The sequence below is a fragment of the Paenibacillus oryzae genome (assembly GCF_001675045.1).
Classification (GTDB): Bacteria; Bacillota; Bacilli; order Paenibacillales; family Paenibacillaceae; genus Pristimantibacillus; species Pristimantibacillus oryzae.
This window is the reverse complement of record NZ_LYPA01000071.1, coordinates 225,975-245,310: the sequence shown is the minus strand read 5'-3', so window position 1 is coordinate 245,310 and position 19,336 is coordinate 225,975. Positions and strand designations below refer to the sequence as shown.

The 19,336-nt window shown below is 49.6% G+C and carries 15 protein-coding genes and 1 tRNA gene; 11 read left to right on the top strand and 5 right to left on the bottom strand.

The window, feature by feature from the left end; all coding sequences use genetic code 11:
- Window positions 1–426: 426 nt before the first annotated feature.
- Entirely contained in the window at window positions 427–966 is a 540-nt protein-coding gene (locus A7K91_RS20555) for an RNA polymerase sigma factor (protein ID WP_068686217.1), read from the top strand.
- Window positions 963–1,700, top strand: a complete 738-nt coding sequence (locus tag A7K91_RS20550; RefSeq protein ID WP_068686215.1) for a hypothetical protein — start codon at window positions 963–965, stop codon at window positions 1,698–1,700. The genes A7K91_RS20555 and A7K91_RS20550 overlap by 4 nt, the downstream gene beginning before the upstream one ends.
- Window positions 1,701–1,833: 133 nt before the next feature.
- Here the strand turns inward: A7K91_RS20550 and A7K91_RS20545 are convergent.
- Window positions 1,834–1,910, bottom strand: a tRNA-Arg gene (locus tag A7K91_RS20545).
- A 136-nt stretch (window positions 1,911–2,046) separates the two neighbouring features.
- Between A7K91_RS20545 and A7K91_RS20540 the strand changes: the two genes are divergently transcribed.
- The 9 genes from A7K91_RS20540 to A7K91_RS20500 all read left to right on the top strand — a co-directional run bounded on the left by A7K91_RS20540 (window position 2,047) and on the right by A7K91_RS20500 (window position 13,131).
- On the top strand, window positions 2,047–3,072 hold the full coding sequence (locus tag A7K91_RS20540; protein ID WP_245697706.1) for an ABC transporter substrate-binding protein: 1,026 nt from the start codon (window positions 2,047–2,049) through the stop codon (window positions 3,070–3,072).
- Window positions 3,073–3,216: 144 nt separating this feature from the next.
- Window positions 3,217–4,911: an AraC family transcriptional regulator gene (locus A7K91_RS20535; RefSeq protein WP_068686211.1), complete on the top strand. Its 1,695-nt coding sequence runs from the start codon at window positions 3,217–3,219 to the stop codon at window positions 4,909–4,911.
- 88 nt (window positions 4,912–4,999) lie between these two features.
- Complete coding sequence (locus A7K91_RS20530; RefSeq protein WP_156739718.1) at window positions 5,000–6,010, top strand: ABC transporter substrate-binding protein; 1,011 nt, start codon at window positions 5,000–5,002, stop codon at window positions 6,008–6,010.
- Window positions 6,011–6,808: a (2Fe-2S)-binding protein gene (locus A7K91_RS20525; protein WP_068686209.1), complete on the top strand. Its 798-nt coding sequence runs from the start codon at window positions 6,011–6,013 to the stop codon at window positions 6,806–6,808.
- Window positions 6,809–7,088: 280 nt separating this feature from the next.
- Window positions 7,089–8,258, top strand: a complete 1,170-nt coding sequence (locus A7K91_RS20520) for a GntR family transcriptional regulator (RefSeq protein ID WP_068686207.1) — start codon at window positions 7,089–7,091, stop codon at window positions 8,256–8,258.
- A gap of 196 nt (window positions 8,259–8,454) precedes the next feature.
- Entirely contained in the window at window positions 8,455–9,765 is a 1,311-nt protein-coding gene (locus tag A7K91_RS20515) for a glycoside hydrolase family 125 protein (protein WP_068686205.1), read from the top strand.
- A gap of 56 nt (window positions 9,766–9,821) precedes the next feature.
- A complete protein-coding gene (locus A7K91_RS20510) occupies window positions 9,822–11,204 on the top strand; it encodes an extracellular solute-binding protein (RefSeq protein ID WP_068686203.1) in 1,383 nt (460 codons plus the stop codon).
- 108 nt (window positions 11,205–11,312) lie between these two features.
- The gene (locus A7K91_RS20505; RefSeq protein WP_068686201.1) at window positions 11,313–12,224 is read left to right on the top strand and encodes a carbohydrate ABC transporter permease; all 912 of its coding nucleotides are present in this window, start codon (window positions 11,313–11,315) and stop codon (window positions 12,222–12,224) included.
- Window positions 12,225–12,276: 52 nt separating this feature from the next.
- Window positions 12,277–13,131 carry a carbohydrate ABC transporter permease gene (locus A7K91_RS20500; RefSeq protein WP_068686199.1) on the top strand — a complete coding sequence of 285 codons (855 nt, stop codon included), beginning with the start codon at window positions 12,277–12,279 and terminating at the stop codon, window positions 13,129–13,131.
- Between the two features lie 579 nt (window positions 13,132–13,710).
- Here the strand turns inward: A7K91_RS20500 and cuyB are convergent.
- The 4 genes from cuyB to A7K91_RS20480 all read right to left on the bottom strand — a co-directional run bounded on the left by cuyB (window position 13,711) and on the right by A7K91_RS20480 (window position 19,018).
- Window positions 13,711–14,451, bottom strand: a complete 741-nt coding sequence (gene cuyB / locus A7K91_RS20495) for a cysteate racemase (protein WP_068686197.1) — start codon at window positions 14,449–14,451, stop codon at window positions 13,711–13,713.
- A gap of 62 nt (window positions 14,452–14,513) precedes the next feature.
- Window positions 14,514–15,650 carry a C39 family peptidase gene (locus tag A7K91_RS20490; RefSeq protein WP_068686195.1) on the bottom strand — a complete coding sequence of 379 codons (1,137 nt, stop codon included), beginning with the start codon at window positions 15,648–15,650 and terminating at the stop codon, window positions 14,514–14,516.
- Window positions 15,647–17,488 carry an asparagine synthase (glutamine-hydrolyzing) gene (gene asnB, locus A7K91_RS20485; RefSeq protein WP_068686193.1) on the bottom strand — a complete coding sequence of 614 codons (1,842 nt, stop codon included), beginning with the start codon at window positions 17,486–17,488 and terminating at the stop codon, window positions 15,647–15,649. The genes A7K91_RS20490 and asnB overlap by 4 nt, the downstream gene beginning before the upstream one ends.
- 51 nt (window positions 17,489–17,539) lie before the next feature.
- Complete coding sequence (locus A7K91_RS20480) at window positions 17,540–19,018, bottom strand: UDP-N-acetylmuramoyl-L-alanyl-D-glutamate--2,6-diaminopimelate ligase (protein WP_068686191.1); 1,479 nt, start codon at window positions 19,016–19,018, stop codon at window positions 17,540–17,542.
- Window positions 19,019–19,336: the final 318 nt, after the last annotated feature.

The window sequence follows — 19,336 nt, the reverse complement described above, 5'->3', positions numbered from 1 at the left end:
AACAGGGACTTGGAATCCTTCAATCCCTTATTCAGGTAGGCAAAAATAGCTTTTCCTTTGCAGTGGTACCTGAGTAGTAACTGATTTTTTAATAAATTGTATCACGATTCTATCATGAAGCGACACAAAGATTAGAATTTATTACCATGTATCAGTGATCTGCGGCTGGAGCTTGAGCGTAGTTCAATGGTATGGGTCGACGATTTGCTTCAAAACATAGATGGAATAGATAGATGAGCAAATGATGCGCAACGGAATCCAATATAAAAATGCTTGTTGAGCCATTGGAATAGTCCAAGGCTCTCTTTTTTTTCATTGCCAAGTTATAGTTAATAAAAAAGTGCCGAATATACTAAAATACAAAAGCGAACCTTTTTAGCAGTCAGTGTGTAGATAGAGTGATTAAACAAGAAAGGAGGTTGCAGCATGGATCAGGAACTAGCCCGGAAGAATGCAGAAAAGATTTTTAATGAATACGGCACATACGTATATCGGGTAGCCCTTCTATTAACCAGGTCTGCATCATTGGCAGATGATGTGACGCAAGAAACCTTCCTGAAGGTATTTCAAAACATGCACACCTATGATCCGATGAAACCAATGCAACCATGGATTTACCGTATTACGGTCAATACTACCCGCAATTTGTTCCGGAAACAAAAATGGTTATCGTTCGTCGGATTTACCCCCGATGTGCAACATGAAGGTTCATCCGTTGAAGGTTCGTTTATTCAGGCTGTTGAAAACGAAGAACTATTAAAGGAAGTTAACCAGCTGCCTCTGAAGGGCAGGGAAGTCATTGTTCTTCATTACTATGTCGGGTTAAAGCTGGCTGAGGTTGCTGAAACGCTTCGTATTCCTTTGGGAACATGTAAGTCACGCCTTAACACGGCACTAAGAACATTGCGTAAACAACTTCCTGCTAACGAATTGTTTTCGATTTCATATGGAGGAGAATGGTTATGATAAAAGAGTCCGATCTGGGAAAAGCATTGAAAGAAAGCGTAAACTCTGCTCAATCTTCCATTACATTTGATCAAGTATGGCGGCTTCATTCGGCTCAGTCAAAGAATCTCATCCGAAGCGCACGTAAAGTCTGGATTCCGGCTGGCATCGCCGCCATGATTATGTTTAGTTTGATACTCAGTCCAGTGGTTAGAGCATCAATAAGTCATTTTATTGAAACCAAGATAATTAAAAATAGTTCTGAGGCTATTGTATATCAAGGTTGGGTTAGCTCAAGAAAATGGGATGCTTCAACTACTTATGTAAGTCTTCAGGATGCTGAGAAGGCAGTGGGGACAAAGCTTCCTTTTCCACAGCGTTTTCTAAGCAGTGAGACTGGTGCGATTAATCGGGAAATAAGTGTTACAACTGAAAAAGGGAACATAGTAGGGTATTACTATTCATTAAGAACAAAGGAGCGTATGTTATCAGTCACGGCTAACTATAAGTCCGAAACCGAACCGCCATTTTACGTGGAATCTACGGAGGACGTTGTAGATAAAGCACTAGATATAAACGGAGTCCCAACCCATCTCATTGCCGTAAAGGAGTTTGACGGTTATTGGATTTATATGAACAATGGTGATTGGAAAATCGTAATTCAAGGGATTTCTCAAGGTACGGATGGCAATCCCTCGGCACCAAGCTTTACAGAAGATGAAGCAATCGACATTGCGCGATCAATCCAATGGTAAGTTCGGTCCTCATAGTTGGTCGGAAATCTTGTCCTAGTTGCTACAACCTATTGGCCAATTTAAAAGGACCATATTCGTTCGATAAAGAAAAAAAGAAAAACCCTTGAATATCAAGGGTTTAAACGTTTTTTTATGGCGCGCCCGATACGATTCGAACGTACGACCTGCAGTTTAGGAAACTGTCGCTCTATCCTGCTGAGCTACGGGCGCGCAACAGAATATATTATAGCACCGGAGCTGCTTGTGGTGCAACTTGTGTTAAGCCACCAAAAATGCAATTGCCAATATTCAGCCTTCATGATATATTGATAACGATTATCAATATCATAAATGAGGTGGAATGATTTTGTTGAGATCAAAGAAGCATTTGTTGCCGCTGGTTGTATTAGTTATTTTTGCAACCCTGCTTGCTGCATGTGGAGGCAACTCTAATACCGGTGCTCAAAACGACGGTGGCGCCACAACCTCCGAGCCAACAGCTGCCGCTACTCCCACGGCTGCCCCTGCGGAAGAGGCCGGTACGCCAGCGGACGCCAGCGAGACCGTTACATTCAAAGCCGCTAACGGCGATATCGAGGTCCCGCGTAATCCGCAGCGCATCGTAGACGGGACTGCATTTTATACAGGGTTTTTCCTGGCTCTTGGTGTTACGCCGGTTGGCGTTCAGGAAGGCGTTCTGAACAGCCCTTATTTGAAAGATAAGCTTGCTGGCGCGCAATCGTTAGGCAATGATCCGACTCCCGAGAACGTACTTGCGCTCAATCCTGATTTGATTGTTCTGTTCAGCGGGACGGAAGGCATCGAGCAGCTGGAGAAAATCGCTCCAGTCGTTACAATCAACTATGGCTCTAAAAATTATAAAGAACAATTGCTCGAATTTGGCAAATTGACAAACAAGGAGGCCGAAGCCCAAGCCTGGATACAGCAGTGGGAAGCCGAAATCAATGAGCTTAAACCAAAGGTTCAAGAAGCCGTAGGCGACAAAACGGTATCCATTCTTAACCCCTACGAAAAAGGGCTTTATGTCTTCGGCCACAATTATGGGCGCGGGGGCGAAATCATCTATAGTGAATTGGGTATGAAAGCACCGGAAGAAGCTCAGAAGAAAGTCATCGACAGCGGAACAGGCTGGGCAGCCATTTCAATGGAGACGCTGCCGCAATACGCCGGCGATATTATCTTTACCTCGCCGTGGTCAGGCGATACCGCCGACCCGAAGGTCGTGTATGAAAATGCGGTGTGGCTTGGACTTCCAGCCGTCAAAGCGGGCAATGTCTTCCAGCTAGATCCTACGGCGGATACATTCAATGATCCCGTCACGATGCAAGCTCAGCTGCAATTCATTGCGGATAGCTTGCTATCTGCGAAGTAATCGAAGAAGGGGCGTTCCAGAAGTCAACGGCGACTTCGGAACGCCCTTTGTTAGTGAGTGATTCCGGTTGCGAAGGCGGTATCTATTTGCTAGTCTCATTTTAAAGGATCTATTTACAAGAAATCGAAAAAGGACGGGTGCGTCATGGGAAAAACAACGATCATCGGAAAACCTGGCCGCATCTGGTTATCTACAAGCAGATTGCTGCGGCATGAGAGCAAAAGCGAGTTGCTTTTACCGCGAACTATGCGCAAGCATGGTATTGTTGCTGTTACGTCAGGAGACGGCGCTTTGACCGTGAATGGCACACTCTATATGGCGGGCAAAGGGGATGTGTTCGTTCTGCCGTCCGGCACATTGGTGGAAGGCAGGGCATCAGCGAGAGAGCCTGTTTCGTATGTTCTTGCGTTATTCGAGGGCGTTCAGCTTCTCAAATCGCAAGAAGGCTGGCGAACGACCGCTCTGGAGCTGCCGGTGAAAGGCAAGCTTTCCAAAGCGATGAGCAGCCGCATGTGCAACATAATGGAGCAATGGATACGCGAGGAAGATGGCGGAGAGCAAAACGGGGACATGCCGATTTCGCTTCAGCGCAAATACAAGCTGCAGCAGTTGCTGGTTCTGCTAATGAAAAATGAACCGGCAGCTTCACCGATATTTGATCCAATCGTTGGCTTTGAAACAGCCTTAGCCTATATGAATAAACAGTATATGAATGAATTGAGGCTGGAAGAGCTGGCGAGTATGGCTGGCCTTAGCATCAATCATTTTATTAGAACCTTCAAATCCCTCATGAACATGACTCCTATAAAATATGTGGAGAAGCTTCGTATGGACAAGGCCAAGCTGCTGCTGCTGGATTCAGGCAAGATTAAGGAAATCGCCCGAAAAGTCGGCTACAACGATGAGCATTACTTCAGCCGGGCTTTCAAAAAGGCGGAGGGCGTCGCCCCAACCCTTTACATTAAGAACAAATGTAATCGGATCGCCACCGTTTATTATGGACTTGATGATTATTTGATGACTCTAGGTCTGCAGCCAGTCGCATCGTTGTCCTATGCCAGACGCGTCTCTTCCCCGAACGTTGCAGCCAGGCAGACATTTACGAATAAAGTCAGATATGAAGGCAATGGCGAGGGGATAAACGAGGACAGGTACGAAAGCAAATACGAGGAAAGAGTATGGCTTGACGGGCTTCAGCCGGAATACGACAAGCTGCTCCAGAGCAAGCCGGATTTGATATTGACCAGCAGCCGACTTGAGAGGGATGAACTTTTGGATGCCATAGCTCCAAGCGTTGTCCTGAATTATTCCAATGACTACAGAGTTACGTTAAAGCATGTTGGCCAATTATTCGGCAAGGAAAAAGAGGCTGGGCAGTGGATTGACCGCTATACGGTCGCGATGGAGGAGATCAAAGATCGAATTAAGGCTGCATGGGGGAGCCAGACCGCTTGTTTTGTGCGGGTGTCCGCCTCATTCTATAGATTATATGGTTCTGCTAATCAGACGGGTTCGCTTCTGCATGATGATTTGGGATTGCGGTTGCCGGCGGACATGTCCGGGCAATCGTGGCTGGACCTCCATCAAAAGGATTGGAGCGGCATTCAGGCCGATCATATCTTTCTTATGACCGACCCTACAGAAGAGGCCGGCAATCGCTTGAAGCTGCTGCAGCAATCGGAAGCGTGGAAGGTTATCCCGGCTGTCAGGGAGGGACGCGTATACGAGGCAGGCGACCTCTTTTTCCGTTCACTGGGACCGTCCGGAAGATTATCTGCCGCCAGGCGTATTGCTTGTCAGCTAAAGCTTACCGATGGTGATATTGTACATCTTGATTGAGCGATATGCTCCATTGAGGTCTTATTCTGCTCCTCATATAATGATAATGATTATTATTACTATCAATAGACAGAGGGGCAGATATAACATGCACATTTTCAGGAACAAAATAACGGGCGGGATCATGCTGACCATTCTTATATTGCTTCTAGCCGCTTGCGGCGGCAAGGGCGAGGCGACAGAACCGGCGCAATCGTCAGCCAGCGAAGAGTCCGCTTCCGCTACGAATGAGGGAGCGGTCGAGCCAGCTAAGCGCACCGTTACCCACCTGCGGGGCACTAGCGAGATACCGGCCAAAATTGAACGGATTGTTGTCCTCTCGGCTGCTTATGTCGACCATCTTTTAGCTATTGGGGAGAAGCCGGTAGGCGTTAACGTCGAGGTTCGTTACGGCGGCGACTACTTGCCTTATTTGGCTGATCAGCTTCAAGGCGTGAGCTTGGTAGGGTCGGCGGACAGCCCTAATCTGGAGGCGATTCTGGAGCTGGAGCCCGATGTCATTTTAATAGAGAGCCGCACGGCGGAGTCGAGCTATTCGGAGCTTAACAAAATTGCTCCAACCATTGTGCTGGGAACGGAATGGCTCGATTATCTCGATTATGCAAAGGAATGGACCAACGACTTGCTGACCATTGCCGGAATGTATGATAAAACAGAGGAGGCGGAGCGCGTCATAAGCGAGCTTCAGGCCAGGGTAGCCGATGTTAGAGCGAAGGTTGGCGAGCTGTCCGACAAAAAGCTGGCGTATTTGCGGATCAGGAAGGACATGATTCAAATCTATGCGCAGCAGGGCCATCCAACCAATGTTTTCCTGTACCAGGAGCTGGGCTTTGAGCCCGCTGATTTAACGCCCAAGGAACAACGGGAGGACCTCTCAATGGAAACCTTGCCGCAGCTTGGAGCAGAGCGGCTGGTGCTGGAGGTTGATCCAAACGGCAGCGAGTTCAGGGACAATATGAAGGAGTCGGCGTTATGGAACGGCTTGCCGGCTGTTCAGAATGGCAATGTATACGAGACGGATTCCTTCTGGCTCTTCAAGGGCTGGGGCGTCATCGGCCGCGGGGAAATTTTGGATGAAGTGCTTGGAATGATTCAATAGATGGCAGAGCCTATATTTCTGAATCAGGGGGAGGCCGCGGCCTCTCTTAGCCATTATTTTGCTATTACGCTATATAATGAGACGCAGCCTAACCCATCCTTTTCATATACTGCCGTAGACCTGATTACTGAAAGCTCGCTGGCTCATATAGTGGAGCAGCAGGCTGCCGCTTTGGGTCAGCCCGGACTTCGTGTGACGGGCACCTTGTTTGCCAAACGATATTCCGTATGGGTGAGAGGGGCGCTTGCCGCATGGAGTCTGTTCGACAGTCCGCTTGACTTGGATCATGGCAGCGTCGGACTTGCTTTGATGGATCAGGGAATTATGCATTATTCAGCGAAGCCCGCGTTCCCGGAACAAACGGAGTTTGGAGAACGGGAGCGTACGTCAAGGACACAACAATATATGCGTTCGCTTGAAGAGCATTTAATTCCGGTTGTGCGGGCCGTATCGTCGTACACAGGGGCTAATGAAAAGGTTATGTGGTCGATCATCGGTCATAACGTTTTTAGCTTATACGCTAGTTTGGGTTCACTTTCGGAATTTCGGCTGAGCCCGGAAAGACTTGCAATCTCTCAGAAGGATTGGAGAACGCTTGCTTCGTCTGCAGCATTTTTGGAATCTGCCCGATATCCCCTTTTTCAGCATCCCCGCTGGCAGGGTCCTCCTGTATATGTAAGAAAGCATTGCTGCCTTGCGCACAAGCTCGATTCGCATGGTTATTGCGGCTCCTGTCCGAAGCTTACAAGCGAGGAGCGTTTGAATTTGTTTATTTCCAGCAAAAAAGCCAGTGACTGATTATGATGAGCTCTGGCTTTTTCTCCATAAGCATTTCACTATAAAGCGGCAAAATGACACGAACAATCCGGCAGACTTTTAATCAGAAAAGTCTGTTTTTTGCTGCCGTTTTTCTATGGGCTAGAAAATAAAGCGATTTCAACCTTCCCATAAATGATATAACATAGTATACTAAACCATAGTGACTACTATCATTATTAATGAACTAATGTAATGATGAAGTATTGTAAAGATAAATGAATGAACAATGAATGAAAAATAGACGCTGAAGGTGAGCTGTATGGAAGACATAAAATCGTTGAAGCCGCGGTATGAGCAGATGTACCTGATGCTGCGCAACAAAATTCAAGCAGGTGAATATGCGGTTGGCGACCGCATTCCTTCCGAAAAGGAGCTGATGGAGGAGTTTTCGGTCAGCCGAATTACCTCCAAAAAGGCTCTCGATATGCTTGTGCAGGACGGCTATATTATGAGACAGCCAGGCCGCGGCTCCTTTGTCATCCAGCATAGCTCCGGGACGGTGGAGGAACCGGCCAGGCTGCAGGATAACAAGCCGTCCGGCGAAGAGTCTGTACAGAGGAAGCAAATTGTGCTGGGCCTCATTATGGAGGATTTTAGCGACAGCTATGGCAAGGAGATGCTCGCGGAGATGGAGCGTACGGCACAGGAGCTGGGCGTGTACCTGCTGCTGCGTATTTCATTTTGCCAGCCGGAGGTTGAAGAACAGGCTATTATGATGCTGCGGGAATATGGCGTTGACGGGCTTATCATCTACCCGACGCGCGGGCAAAATTTCAGCACCGAAATTTTAAAGCTGGTCATCGACAAATTTCCGCATGTGCTTGTAGACCGTTACATGAAATGGACGGATACAACGGCAATTAGCTCGGACAATGTATCGGCGACCCGCATGGGCGTACAGCATCTGTTTCAGGGCGGGCACCGCCATATTGGCCTTCTGGCGTCCCGCGTAACGGATAATGTGGCGATTGAGGAGCGTATTGAAGGGTTTGTACAGGCGCATGCGGAAGGCGGCATTTTGCTGGACAGATCGTCTTGGCTGACGGATATGAATTGGACCGGAACCGGCTCCCCGGACGACCAAATTCAGAAAAATGTCAAAATGATTCAAGCCATGCTTCGCGAGCATCCCCGTATTACAGCCCTGTTTGCTATGGAGTACGAGCTGGCTCTGATTGCCAAGGAGGCAGTGGAGGGATTGGGCATGCATATTCCGAGCCAAATCTCTATCATTTGCTTTGACAGTCCCCCCAGCACATCGGCGTTGTATTCCTTCACTCATCTGCGGCAAAACCAGAAGGAAATCGGACAGTTGGCTGTTCATAACGTGCTGAAGCTGATCGAGGGCGCGCCGCTCCCGAGCAAAATTTCGCTTGATGTAGAGCTTGTTATCGGGAAATCGACAGGCCCTGCGCCAAAGCAGGCTTAATAAGCTCTCTCCAACGGCTAACATAATCCAAAAAATTCTAAATCCCCCTCTTAACATAGAGCGGGGATTTTTTGTGCATAATAGGGCATATGAATTTCATAAAGATAATATAACATAACATATTGACTTATTGAATAAGGTATATTAATATCTAAATCAACACCATGAAAGCGGTTAATTGAAAGGGATGTGTTGCATGTCTATTGAAACAGGAGCGCTGCCCGTATCCGTGCAAGGCCTGATTCGGGAAGTAGAGGAAAAGCTGACTGGCCGGCCGAAGTTGGCCCGCATGTTTGGCAAATGTTATGCAAATACGTTAACAACTACGCTGAAGCGGCAAGCAGACGGCTCTGTATTTGTCATTACAGGCGATATTCCGGCCATGTGGCTTCGGGATTCTGCAGCTCAGGTTCGGCCATATCTGATTTTGGCGAAGGAAGATCAAGAGCTCGCGGCTATGATTGAAGGCGTTGTCAAAAAGCAGATTCAATATATTTTGCATGACCCTTACGCTAACGCATTTAATGAGACGGCTGACGGCAGGGGCCACCAGAGCGATGATACTGTCATGACGCCTTGGATTTGGGAACGCAAATATGAAATCGACTCCCTTTGTTACCCGATCCAGCTCGCTTACCTGCTATGGAATACAACAGGCGTAACCAGCCACCTGGATGAAAATTTCCGCAAAGCCTGCTACAGTATCCTGGAGCTATGGAGAACGGAGCAGAATCACGATGAGAAATCGTCCTACCGCTTCCAGCGGTTTGATTGCCCGGCATCCGATACGCTGCCTAACGAGGGTAAAGGAACGCCAAGCGCGCCAACAGGCATGACCTGGTCGGGCTTCCGTCCTAGCGATGACGCTTGCGAATACGGGTACCTCATTCCATCCAATCTGTTTGCAATTGTTATTCTTGACTATATGGCAACAATAGCGGTAGAAATCCTGAAGGACGAAGAGCTGGCCAAGCAAGCTGCTTCTCTGCGATCCGATATCCAAACGGGCACTATCAAGCACGCAACAATCGAACATCCGAAGCATGGCACGATGTATGCTTACGAGACAGATGGCCTGGGCGGCTATAATCTGATGGATGACGCCAACGTGCCTAGTCTTTTGTCCCTGCCTTATCTGGGCTGCTGCGATATTAACGATCCGGTATACCTCAATACGAGAAAATTTGTGCTAAGCGAGGAAAATCCCTATTACTACAGCGGAACGGCAGCTAAAGGAATTGGCAGCCCGCATACGCCTGAAGGCTACATCTGGCATATTTCGCTCGCTATGCAAGCGCTGACTTCTCAGAATAAGGAAGAAATCGAGCATCTGCTGAATGTGCTGGAAAGCACGGATGCAGGCACCGACTTCCTTCATGAGGGCTTCCATAAGGACAACCCTGCGGAATATACCCGCGAATGGTTTTCTTGGGCAAACTCTCTGTTCAGCGAATTGATCCTGACCTACCTTGGTTATTCGGTTCCATCGAGCATGAACGCTCGTTAAGATAGGAACACCGTCAAGTCAAAAAACAACAGACAGTCAGAAGGGGAGACATTAGGATGACAATCAGAAAAACAGTTTTGGCGGGATCACTGGCGGCAGTAACATTGTTTGCGGCAGCTTGCTCTAACAACACTGGCAGCTCCAACGCCGGCACCTCCGGCGAAAACGGAAACGGTTCATCCGCAGGCGCAACAAAAACCATTACAGTTGCTTACGGCAAATGGAATGAAACGGACAACTGGGGCAAATGGCTGACTAGCGTCAAGGAAGAGTTTGAAAATGCAAATCCTGGCGTCAAGGTTGAATTGAACGCTATTGAAGGCTCGCAATATGCGACAAAAATTCCGCTCCTGATGATGGATGAAAAAACAGCGCCGGAAGTTTTGGCCGAAGATTCCTTCATGATCAACGCGGACAGCGAAGCCGGCTACCTTGAGCCGCTGGCTGTAGATACATGGGATGACTGGAGCAACTTCAACGAAGGCATCAAAGCAGCCGTAACGGGTACGGACGGCAAAATTTACGGCGTACCATTCTCCACTGACGTTCGCGGGCTTTATTATAACAAGGTGCTGTTCGAGCAAGCCGGACTTCCTGTGCCATGGGAACCCAAAACATGGGATGATATCCTGACGGCTTCACGCACGATCAAAGCTCAGCTGCCCGATGTCATTCCGTTCTGGATGAATTCCAGCAAAGCGGGACAAGAGGCTACTACGATGCAAACGCTGCAAATGCTGCTGTACGGCACGGACGACACAATGTTTGAAGACGGCAAATGGGTGACGGAAAGCCCAGGCCTGTTGAGCTCTCTTGAATTCATTAACACGATCTACTCCGAGGGCATGGGCCCTAAGCTTTCGCAAGTTATGACCGCTCAAGCCGGTCAAATTCTTGAAACCGATCTGATGCCGAACAACAAGGTTGCTATTGCGCTGAACGGCAACTGGCTGACGGGCAACTGGGCGCCTACAGGCGGCAAGCCATGGCCGGAAGCATTGGATGTCTACGGCTTTGCGAAGATGCCGACTCAGAATGGACAAGGACAAGGCTTCACATCGATGTCCGGCGGCTGGACGCTGAGCGTTGGCGCTAAATCCGCCGAGAAGGAACTGGGCTTCAAGTTTATTCAGCTGGCAACCAGCAAAGAGCATAACAAAGAATTCGCCATGCTGGACGGCGCTTTGACTCCTCGTACCGATGTTGCGGCAGACACGGAGTATACCGGTCAACCGGGCACGCTGTACGGCGTAGCCGCTGAATTTATTACCTATACTCATGTTCGTCCAACAAACTCCGATTACCCGGCGGTTTCTACAGCCGTTCAGGAAATGGTGGAGAAAGTAGCGAGCGCTTCGCTTAAGCCTGAAGCTGCTATGAAGGATTATGCAAAAAGCGTAGAAAGAAAAGTTGGCGCAGAGAAAGTAATGGCGAAGTAATACAGCCTTTATCGCCAAACTAATTCTTATGTGGTAACAAGATCGGGAGGCCGATTGTTGCTCGCAGCAATCGGCTTGCCTGTTTAATTCACATCAGGAGGGTGCCAGATGGGAGACACCAACAACCGATCTTCCAAGCGGAAGCGGAATGGGAATCGCAGCGAGCAGTGGAGGGCGGCGCTCTTTTTATCGCCTACCTGGGTTTTGCTTTTGCTCTTTTTCTTTATACCAGGAGCTTTAACCTTTTATTTAGCGTTTACGAACATGGCTTTAACCGGGGCTGCGGCCGCCAATACCGAGTTTGTAGGTTTTCAAAATTTTACGTACATGTTCCAGGACGAAACGTTCCGTATTTCGGTGTGGAATACGATTGTATTCCTGATTTTTTCTGCTGTCGTTGGACAGCAGGTATTGGGCTTCCTCATTGCGTTTCTAATGAATGGCCGTAATCAGACCTTCCGCAGCATCATCGGCTCCATTGTTATTTCGGGCTGGGTTGCTCCCGAGGTCGTTACCGCCTTTGTGTGGTTTGCGTTTTTGAATGATACCGGCACGGTCAATGCTATCATTGAAAGCATTGGTTTTAAGCCGATAACATGGTTATATACCTTTCCGATGGTCGCTGTCATTATCGCCAATATCTGGCGGGGAACCGCCTTTTCCATGATGGTGTTCCAGACGGCGCTTAGCGATGTTCCCAAAGAAGTAGAGGAAGCGGCCATGATTGACGGAGCCTCTCCTTGGCAGAGACTTGTTCGCATCACGATTCCGATGATTATGAGCTCGGTTGTGACCAACATGGTTTTAATTACACTTCAGACGCTTGGTTCGTTCACCTTGATTTTTGCGCTGACGGGCGGCGGTCCGGGCAACTCCACAGAAACCTTGCCGCTGTACATGTACCATCAGGCCTTCGTCAACTACCAGCTTGGCTACGGAACGGCGATTTCGCTTATCCTGCTCCTGATCGGCATTATTGCCAGCCTGCTGTACATGAAGCTACTCAAAGTGAAGCTGTAGCTTCCGCATAGAACAACTAGGCAATTCGCGAAAACTTAAGGAGGATGCAACTATGAGCAGCGTCAAACGCAAGCGCCCCCTGTTTAACCGCTATATGGCGAATCGGGCGTTACCCTATATCGTTTTAAGCATCATTGGCGTGTTGTTCCTGCTGCCGCTGCTGTGGCTGGTGCTGGCTTCGTTCGATGCCAACGCTACCTTGCTGCTGAAGCTGCCGGAGCAGGCCACCCTTGAAAATTATACAGCCACCATTACAAGCGCCGACAATCAGCGCTCCTTCGTTAACGGCCTGATTCTGGCGCTGGGACAAGCTTTGCTGGTTGTGGTTACGGCTGGCCTGGCTTCCTATCCGCTGTCCCGGTACCAGCTGCGCTACAAAAAAATGTTTATGTACATTATCCTGTTTGCGACGGGTTTGCCGATAACGGCGGTTATGGTTCCCGTTTATCAATTTTTTCTTTATTTCAAAATCCAGAATTCCCTGTTCTTCACCATCCTGTTCCTTGCGGCGTCCGCTTTGCCGTATTCCATCTGGATGATGAAAAACTTTATGGATTCCGTTCCCGTTGAGCTGGAGGAAGCGGCATGGGTCGATGGCGCTTCAATCTGGACTACGCTGCGTCTGGTTATTACGCCGCTGATGCTGCCGGGTATTTTTACAGTTGGCATCTATGCCTTCTCCGGAAGCTGGGGCAACTTCCTGGTACCGTTCATTTTGCTGCAAAGTCCCGAGAAGCTGCCTGCGGCGGTTACGATTTATCAATACTTCGGTCAAAACGGCATCGTGCAATACGGCAAGCTTGCCGCGTTTTCCATTCTTTACACTATGCCTGCCGTTGTTCTGTACATTATCGGCCAACGCTTTATGTCTCAAGGCTTCAGCTTCGGCGGCGCCAATAAGGGGTAAGCCAATATTGATAATGAAAGAAGCTTCCACACCTCTAAGCGAGGTTTTGGAAGCTTCTTTGTTTCCATATGCGCCTGCCGCTAAACGCAGCTGCTTATCCTCGGGAGTCCACGATCGAGGTTTTTTCGGCGCTAATTGGCGGTATTGCAGCCAGGCGAAAATAAGAGTCACCCATAAGAAGCCTTGAGAGCCGGCAGAGTACAGCGAACCCAAATAGTTGATCATTTTGTCGACCGGATCACTTGGGGAAGCAAAAGCATCCAAAAACAACACGGCAGTCATGGCGATGGCCAGCGAAATAAATACGATTTTAAGCGTGTCTAGATATGGCACGAATAAGGAAGGACCAATAAAGTATCTCTTTTGCCCCCGATATTTGGATGCCAGCATATCAGGGTGTCCCAGCTCCAGAAGCACACTTTCGATATCGCTCTTCGAGACCGCCCCTCCTTGCGACCGTTCCTCCAGCATATCCGCAATCAAGCTATTGAGCTCTCTCTGAATATCCGCCCGCTGTTTGTTGTTATTTGCGCAAAGCAAAACCCCCCCAATAAATGGGGGGCGATTTTGACAAAGCTCTTATTCGATGCTGTTACCGGAAAAAAGGGAATGCACCGTTTGTCTGCCGGACAATGTGATGGCTTTTTCGACCAGTACCTGCATAGCATCAATACTAACCTCTGAAGCGGCAGAGCCCAGCTTGATGCAGGAAAGCTCTGTGCAGGCCAGGATGATACACCGGCAATTCTGCTCTGCAACCAGCTCTTGGATAAGCTCCTCCAGCTCATCCGGTGAAAAATCCATATTGCTTTTGACATTCGTGTAAATGATCTTCATCGCTTGAGCCTGCTGGCGTTCATCCGGCATGTGGAGGTGAAGGCCGTATTGCTCGCATACCTGCTTGTAAATGCCGCTTTTGATCGTTCCGTTAGTGGCCAATATGCCTACCTTGCTTCCTTCGCCAAAGCGCTCATGCACCAGCTTGACGGTTTCCTCGACCATATGAATGATCGGGATGGGCGTCATCTCCTGCATTTGCTTATAGAAATAATGGGAGGTATTGCAGGGGATGGCGATATGGGACACTCCCGCATGCTCCAGCAGCTTGAAATCCCGAGATATAGCCTCCAGAAACTGCTCCTCCCGCCCTTCCAAAATAACGGAGGTACGGTCCGGCAAGCTGGCATGATTGGAAATGACCATATCCACATGGTCCTGATCCCGCTCTGCTACCGTATTTTCCAGCATCATATCGAAAAAAACGGCCGTAGCCTTGGGGCCCATGCCCCCGATAACGCCCAGGCTTGTCTGGTTCATCATTCAACCTTCTTTGCAGTAATAAATAAAATAATTGCCTGTCCGTAAAGGCCATACTGGCGGGCTTACGGCTCCACAATCAGTGCATGGCTGCCCATTAATTCATAGCTTTTGAAGAAGGCATCCGCCGAATAGGTTACCTGTCCTACCAGCGGGTTCATCACATGCAGCGTTCCGCTATCGGCATCGTAGCCGTTAAGGACAACAACGTGCAGATTGATTGGAGCATTGAATAGCTCGCCCGTGTCATGGAAACGCCAGGAATATCCGATTTTCGGGGCCGACAAATCAAGCGTTGTCCATGCGACTACCGGTATGCCCTGCATCAGCTTTTCCACTATCTCTTCACGGGTGCTGCCCGTCATGTCCGTTGCCGTATGGCTGCCCCCATTATCGGCGATGTAAGACTCCGCAGCAGCAATGATAGGCGGCGCAAAGCTGAAAAATCCGCCGGGCTGCAAGCGGGGATCGCCGGCATAAGCCTTGTCGGGATTCGCGCCATACAGCTTGCCGTCCTTTCGGGTCCAGCCTTCCTTGGGCAAATAGTTATCCGCCATATCCAGCTTATCTGCCGTGTAGCCGTAATAATTCAAGACGGCGGTTAATGAGGTAATTTCACATCCGTTCGGCAGCTCCGGCTTTTGCATAATGACCGGTATGTCCATATATACCTTGGAGATGGTTACGGTTCCGTCTTCGGCGCGGCTTATCTCCTTGACGTGCTCCTTCAACGAGAGGGACATTTCGGCCTTTTGGGTGGGGGCTTCAATCGTTACAGGAATTTCGTTGCCATCCAGGCTATACGCGCTTGCGGCTCCGGTCAAGCTGATCACGTAAGAATCGCCGTAATTCAGCAGGCCTGACTTTGCAGTGCCATCCGCGCCAGTCACTATTTTTTCCTGAGCTTCAACTGCTCCAAGGCTTGTCAGGCTAACCTCGGCGCCAACCACCGGAAGTCCGGTCGCCTCCTCCATTACCGAAACGATAACGGTCCCTTGCTTTGGTTTTGGCGTTGGCGTAGGAGCGGGGGATTGATTAGCGGCAATACCGTTCGTACCGCTCGTATGAGTTTCGGAAAGGAAGGTTTCCTGTTCTTCTGTATCCATTAAACGAATAACGATGATGCCGGCCAGCACGATCAACAGCAGCGCTATGATGACTTGAAGGATTCGACCACGCTGATTTCTTCTGTTTTTCTTCATTCAAAAAACCTCTTGTACCAAATCAGGAAAACATAAACCGTCCATATATATCTTGCGTAGTTGGCTTCTCCTGAATAATGCTTCTCCAGATACGCCACAAGCTTCTCGCGGTGGAAGAAGATGCCGGCCGTTTCGGATTGAAACAGCTCCTTGACGATGCCATAATATTTTTCCTCGCGCAGCCAATGCCGAATCGGGACGGGAAAGCCGACCTTTTCGCGGTTGGCCCATTCCTCCGGCAGCACCTCTTTGGCGGCAGTGCGAAGCGCGTATTTCGTATTTTCGGGATGGATGCGAAGCGGCGTTGGCACTTGTCCGGCCAGCTCCATGACCACCTTGTCCAGAAAAGGCACGCGTAGCTCAAGGGAATGGGCGAGGCTCATTTTGTCCGCTTTGAGCAAAATATCGCCCGGCAGCCATAGCTTCATGTCCAGGTATTGCATTTTGGTTACGTCGTCCTTGCCCTGGATGTTGGCGTACACCTTTTCTGTAATGCTGGAGACGGAGGGGCCGCCCCGGTAATCCGGCTGAAGCACGCTTAGCGCATCGGCTTCCTCAAACACCTTCGCTTGTCCGATAAAACGCTCCTCTACCTTTTGCCCGCCCTTCACCAGGAAAGCCGAAATCCGGTTTCGCGGCAGCCCCTTGGCGATGTTTGAAGCGGCACGGCGGAGGCCGAAGGGCAAGCGGGCATATTTCTTCATCGCTGGCGTGGAGTCGTACCAGGCGTAGCCGCCGAATATTTCGTCCGCCCCTTCGCCGGAAAGCACCACGGTCACGTGCTTGCTTGCCAGCTCTGCAAGGAAATACAACGGGACGGAGGAGGGATTGGATTGCGGCTCGTCCATATGGTATTGAATGATGGGCAGCTTCTCGAAGCATTCGTCGGCGCTGATCATTTTGCGATGATTTTCGATGCCGAGTATATCCGACAGCTCGTGAGCGAGATTGGTTTCGTTAAACATGCCTTCATGGTCCTTAAAGCCGACCGAAAAGGTTTTGTTAGGCTTCAATAGAGCCGTAATATAACTGGAGTCAATGCCGCCCGAAAGAAAGGAGCCGACCTTGACATCGCTGATCTGATGATAGTTGACAGATTCCGTCATCGTTGCCTTGATTTTTTCGACGTAATCCTTGAGAGTACCGTCCTTGGCGTCAAATGCGGCATCCCAATATTGATGCGTTTCCAGCCGTCCATTCTTGTAAATCATATAATGGCCCGGACGCAGCTTGAACACGCCCTTGAAAAACGTCTCATCCAGCACGGAATATTGAAAGGTCAGGTACGGCTTCAGCGCGTCCTTGTTCAGCTCCTTGACAAAAGCGGGCTGCTTGAGGAACGACTTGATTTCGGAGCCGAACAGCAGGCTTCCGTCCGTTGTGTGCTGGCTGTAATAAAGCGGCTTGATGCCGAAATGGTCGCGGGCCAGAAACAAGGTGCCGCTGTTGCGGTCCCAGATAACAAACGCAAACATGCCGCGCAGCTTTTTCAGAATATCGGTGCCGTATTCCTCGTAGCCATGCAAGATGACCTCGCTGTCGGTATGACTGGTGAAGTGGTGGCCCTTGTCCAGCAGCTCCTGCCGAAGACTTTGATAATTATAGATTTCGCCGTTAAAAATAAGAATGCAGCTCTTGTCCTCATTGTACATGGGCTGGCTGCCTTCCGGGGATAAGTCGATGATCTGGAGACGCCGAAATCCGAGCGTAACCGATTCATCTGAATAAACGCCCCCGCTGTCGGGGCCGCGATGCACGATGGTATCCATCATGTCTTGAATGATGGCATGTTTGTCCGCCTCCAGGCGGCTGTCTGCAAATCCAGTAAATCCACACATAATGAAGTTGCCATTCCTTTGCTCAGATTTAAAAGCGGGAGGGGCGGCGCATCAAGCCTTGCCGCTGATCCACTCCTGCACAATCTCCGCTTCATTAAACGGAATTTCGGTCTTCCCAATCACCTGGGTTGTTTCATGCCCTTTGCCGGCAATCAGAATGACATCGTCCTTGCGGCTGATGTCGATGGCATGGCGAATGGCTTCCTTGCGGTCCACGATGCCGATATATTGACCGCCTTCGGCAGCTACAACTGCGGATACCTCCGCTATGATGGCATCGGGATCCTGATTTTTCGGATTATCGGAGGTGACAATGCTAAGGTCGGCGTATTGCGCTGCTACTTTGCCCATCGCGCTCCGTTTGGGACTGCCCAGCTCTCCGGGCGCTGCATAAACGCCGAATACCAGAATCAGCCGTCCTTTCGTAAACGGCTTTAAAGTCGTGAGCGCTTTTTCCAATCCATCCTCGGTATGCGCAAAATCGACAACGACCTTACGGTCTTCGTCCTGGTAGACGACCTCCAGCCGTCCTTTAATGCTGGAGACGGCGCGGATGCCTTTGGCGATATGGCTAGGGTGAATGCCAGCCGCATAGGCGCAGGCTACAGCGGCAAGACTGTTGTAAACGTAGATCAGCCCAGGCAGCTTGACGCTGATATCAATGCTGCCTTCAGGCGTATGGGCGATATAAAAGGTATGATCGGCCTCCAGCCGGATATCCGTGGCGTAAACCTCAGCCGTCGCCTCGATGCCATAGGTGACCAGCCGGGCTTCCCTGTCCTTCAGGCGCTCAGCGAGCTTGACCCCATATTCATCGTCCAGATTGATGACGTTTGCTTCCGTGGTCATGTCGAATAACATGGCCTTTGCTTCAAAATAGTCCTCCATCGTGCGGTGAAGCTCCAGATGATCAGGAGTCAGGTTGGTAAAGACGCCAATGCGGAAATTGGTGGCTGCAGCACGATGCAGACTGAGAGCGTGAGAGGACACTTCCATCACGCAGGAGGTTACTCCCGACTCCTTCATGTCCGCGAACATATGCTGCAGATGCAGCGATTCCGGAGTTGTCGGCGTCGTTGAACGAGTCGCCAGCGCCCGTCCGCCGGCCAAAGCTCCGATGGTGCCGATAACGCCCATCGTCTGCCCGGATTCCTCCAGAATCGATTTAATAAAATAGGCCGAGGAGGTTTTTCCGTTTGTGCCCGTTACGCCAATAACCTGTAGCTGATCCGAGGGATTGCCGTAGAAGGCTGCCGCGAGGCGGGCCATAGCTGCGCGAGTATCCTCGACCTTTAATACGGTAACGGGGCCTTCCACCGTTACATCGCGCTCAACAAGGATAGCCGCAGCGCCAAGCTCAACGGCTTTGGCGGTGAAATCGTGGCCGTCAACCGTAAAGCCGGCAATGGCAATAAACAGGCTGCCCGGCTCAACTTCGCGCGAGTCGAAAGCAATGCCCGTAACGGGAATGTCGATACTGCCTGCCAGCAGCGTATAAGGAATATCCTTAAATAAGGAACTCAGCAGCATGCCATCAGCCCCTTCATATTTATTCTGAATGCAATGCGAAAGAAGGTCCGTTGCAGAATCCTTCATCTAATTGTTTTGTTATTTAATAAGGCTTGTATAAAGACAGATGCTTGACGGATGGGCGATTCTGCCCCATACAGCATCATGAAGTCATTTTACTTCATGTCTTCTTATATTACAATTGCGCGCCGTCATACATGACGAGGGACAAGGAGTCTTCAGGGCCAATAGTCCTATAAAAATCGACAATATCCTTATTTTGTCGAAAAATGCCTGAAATTTGGTGGAGGTTGTCGACAGATTTTTACAAAAACTTTT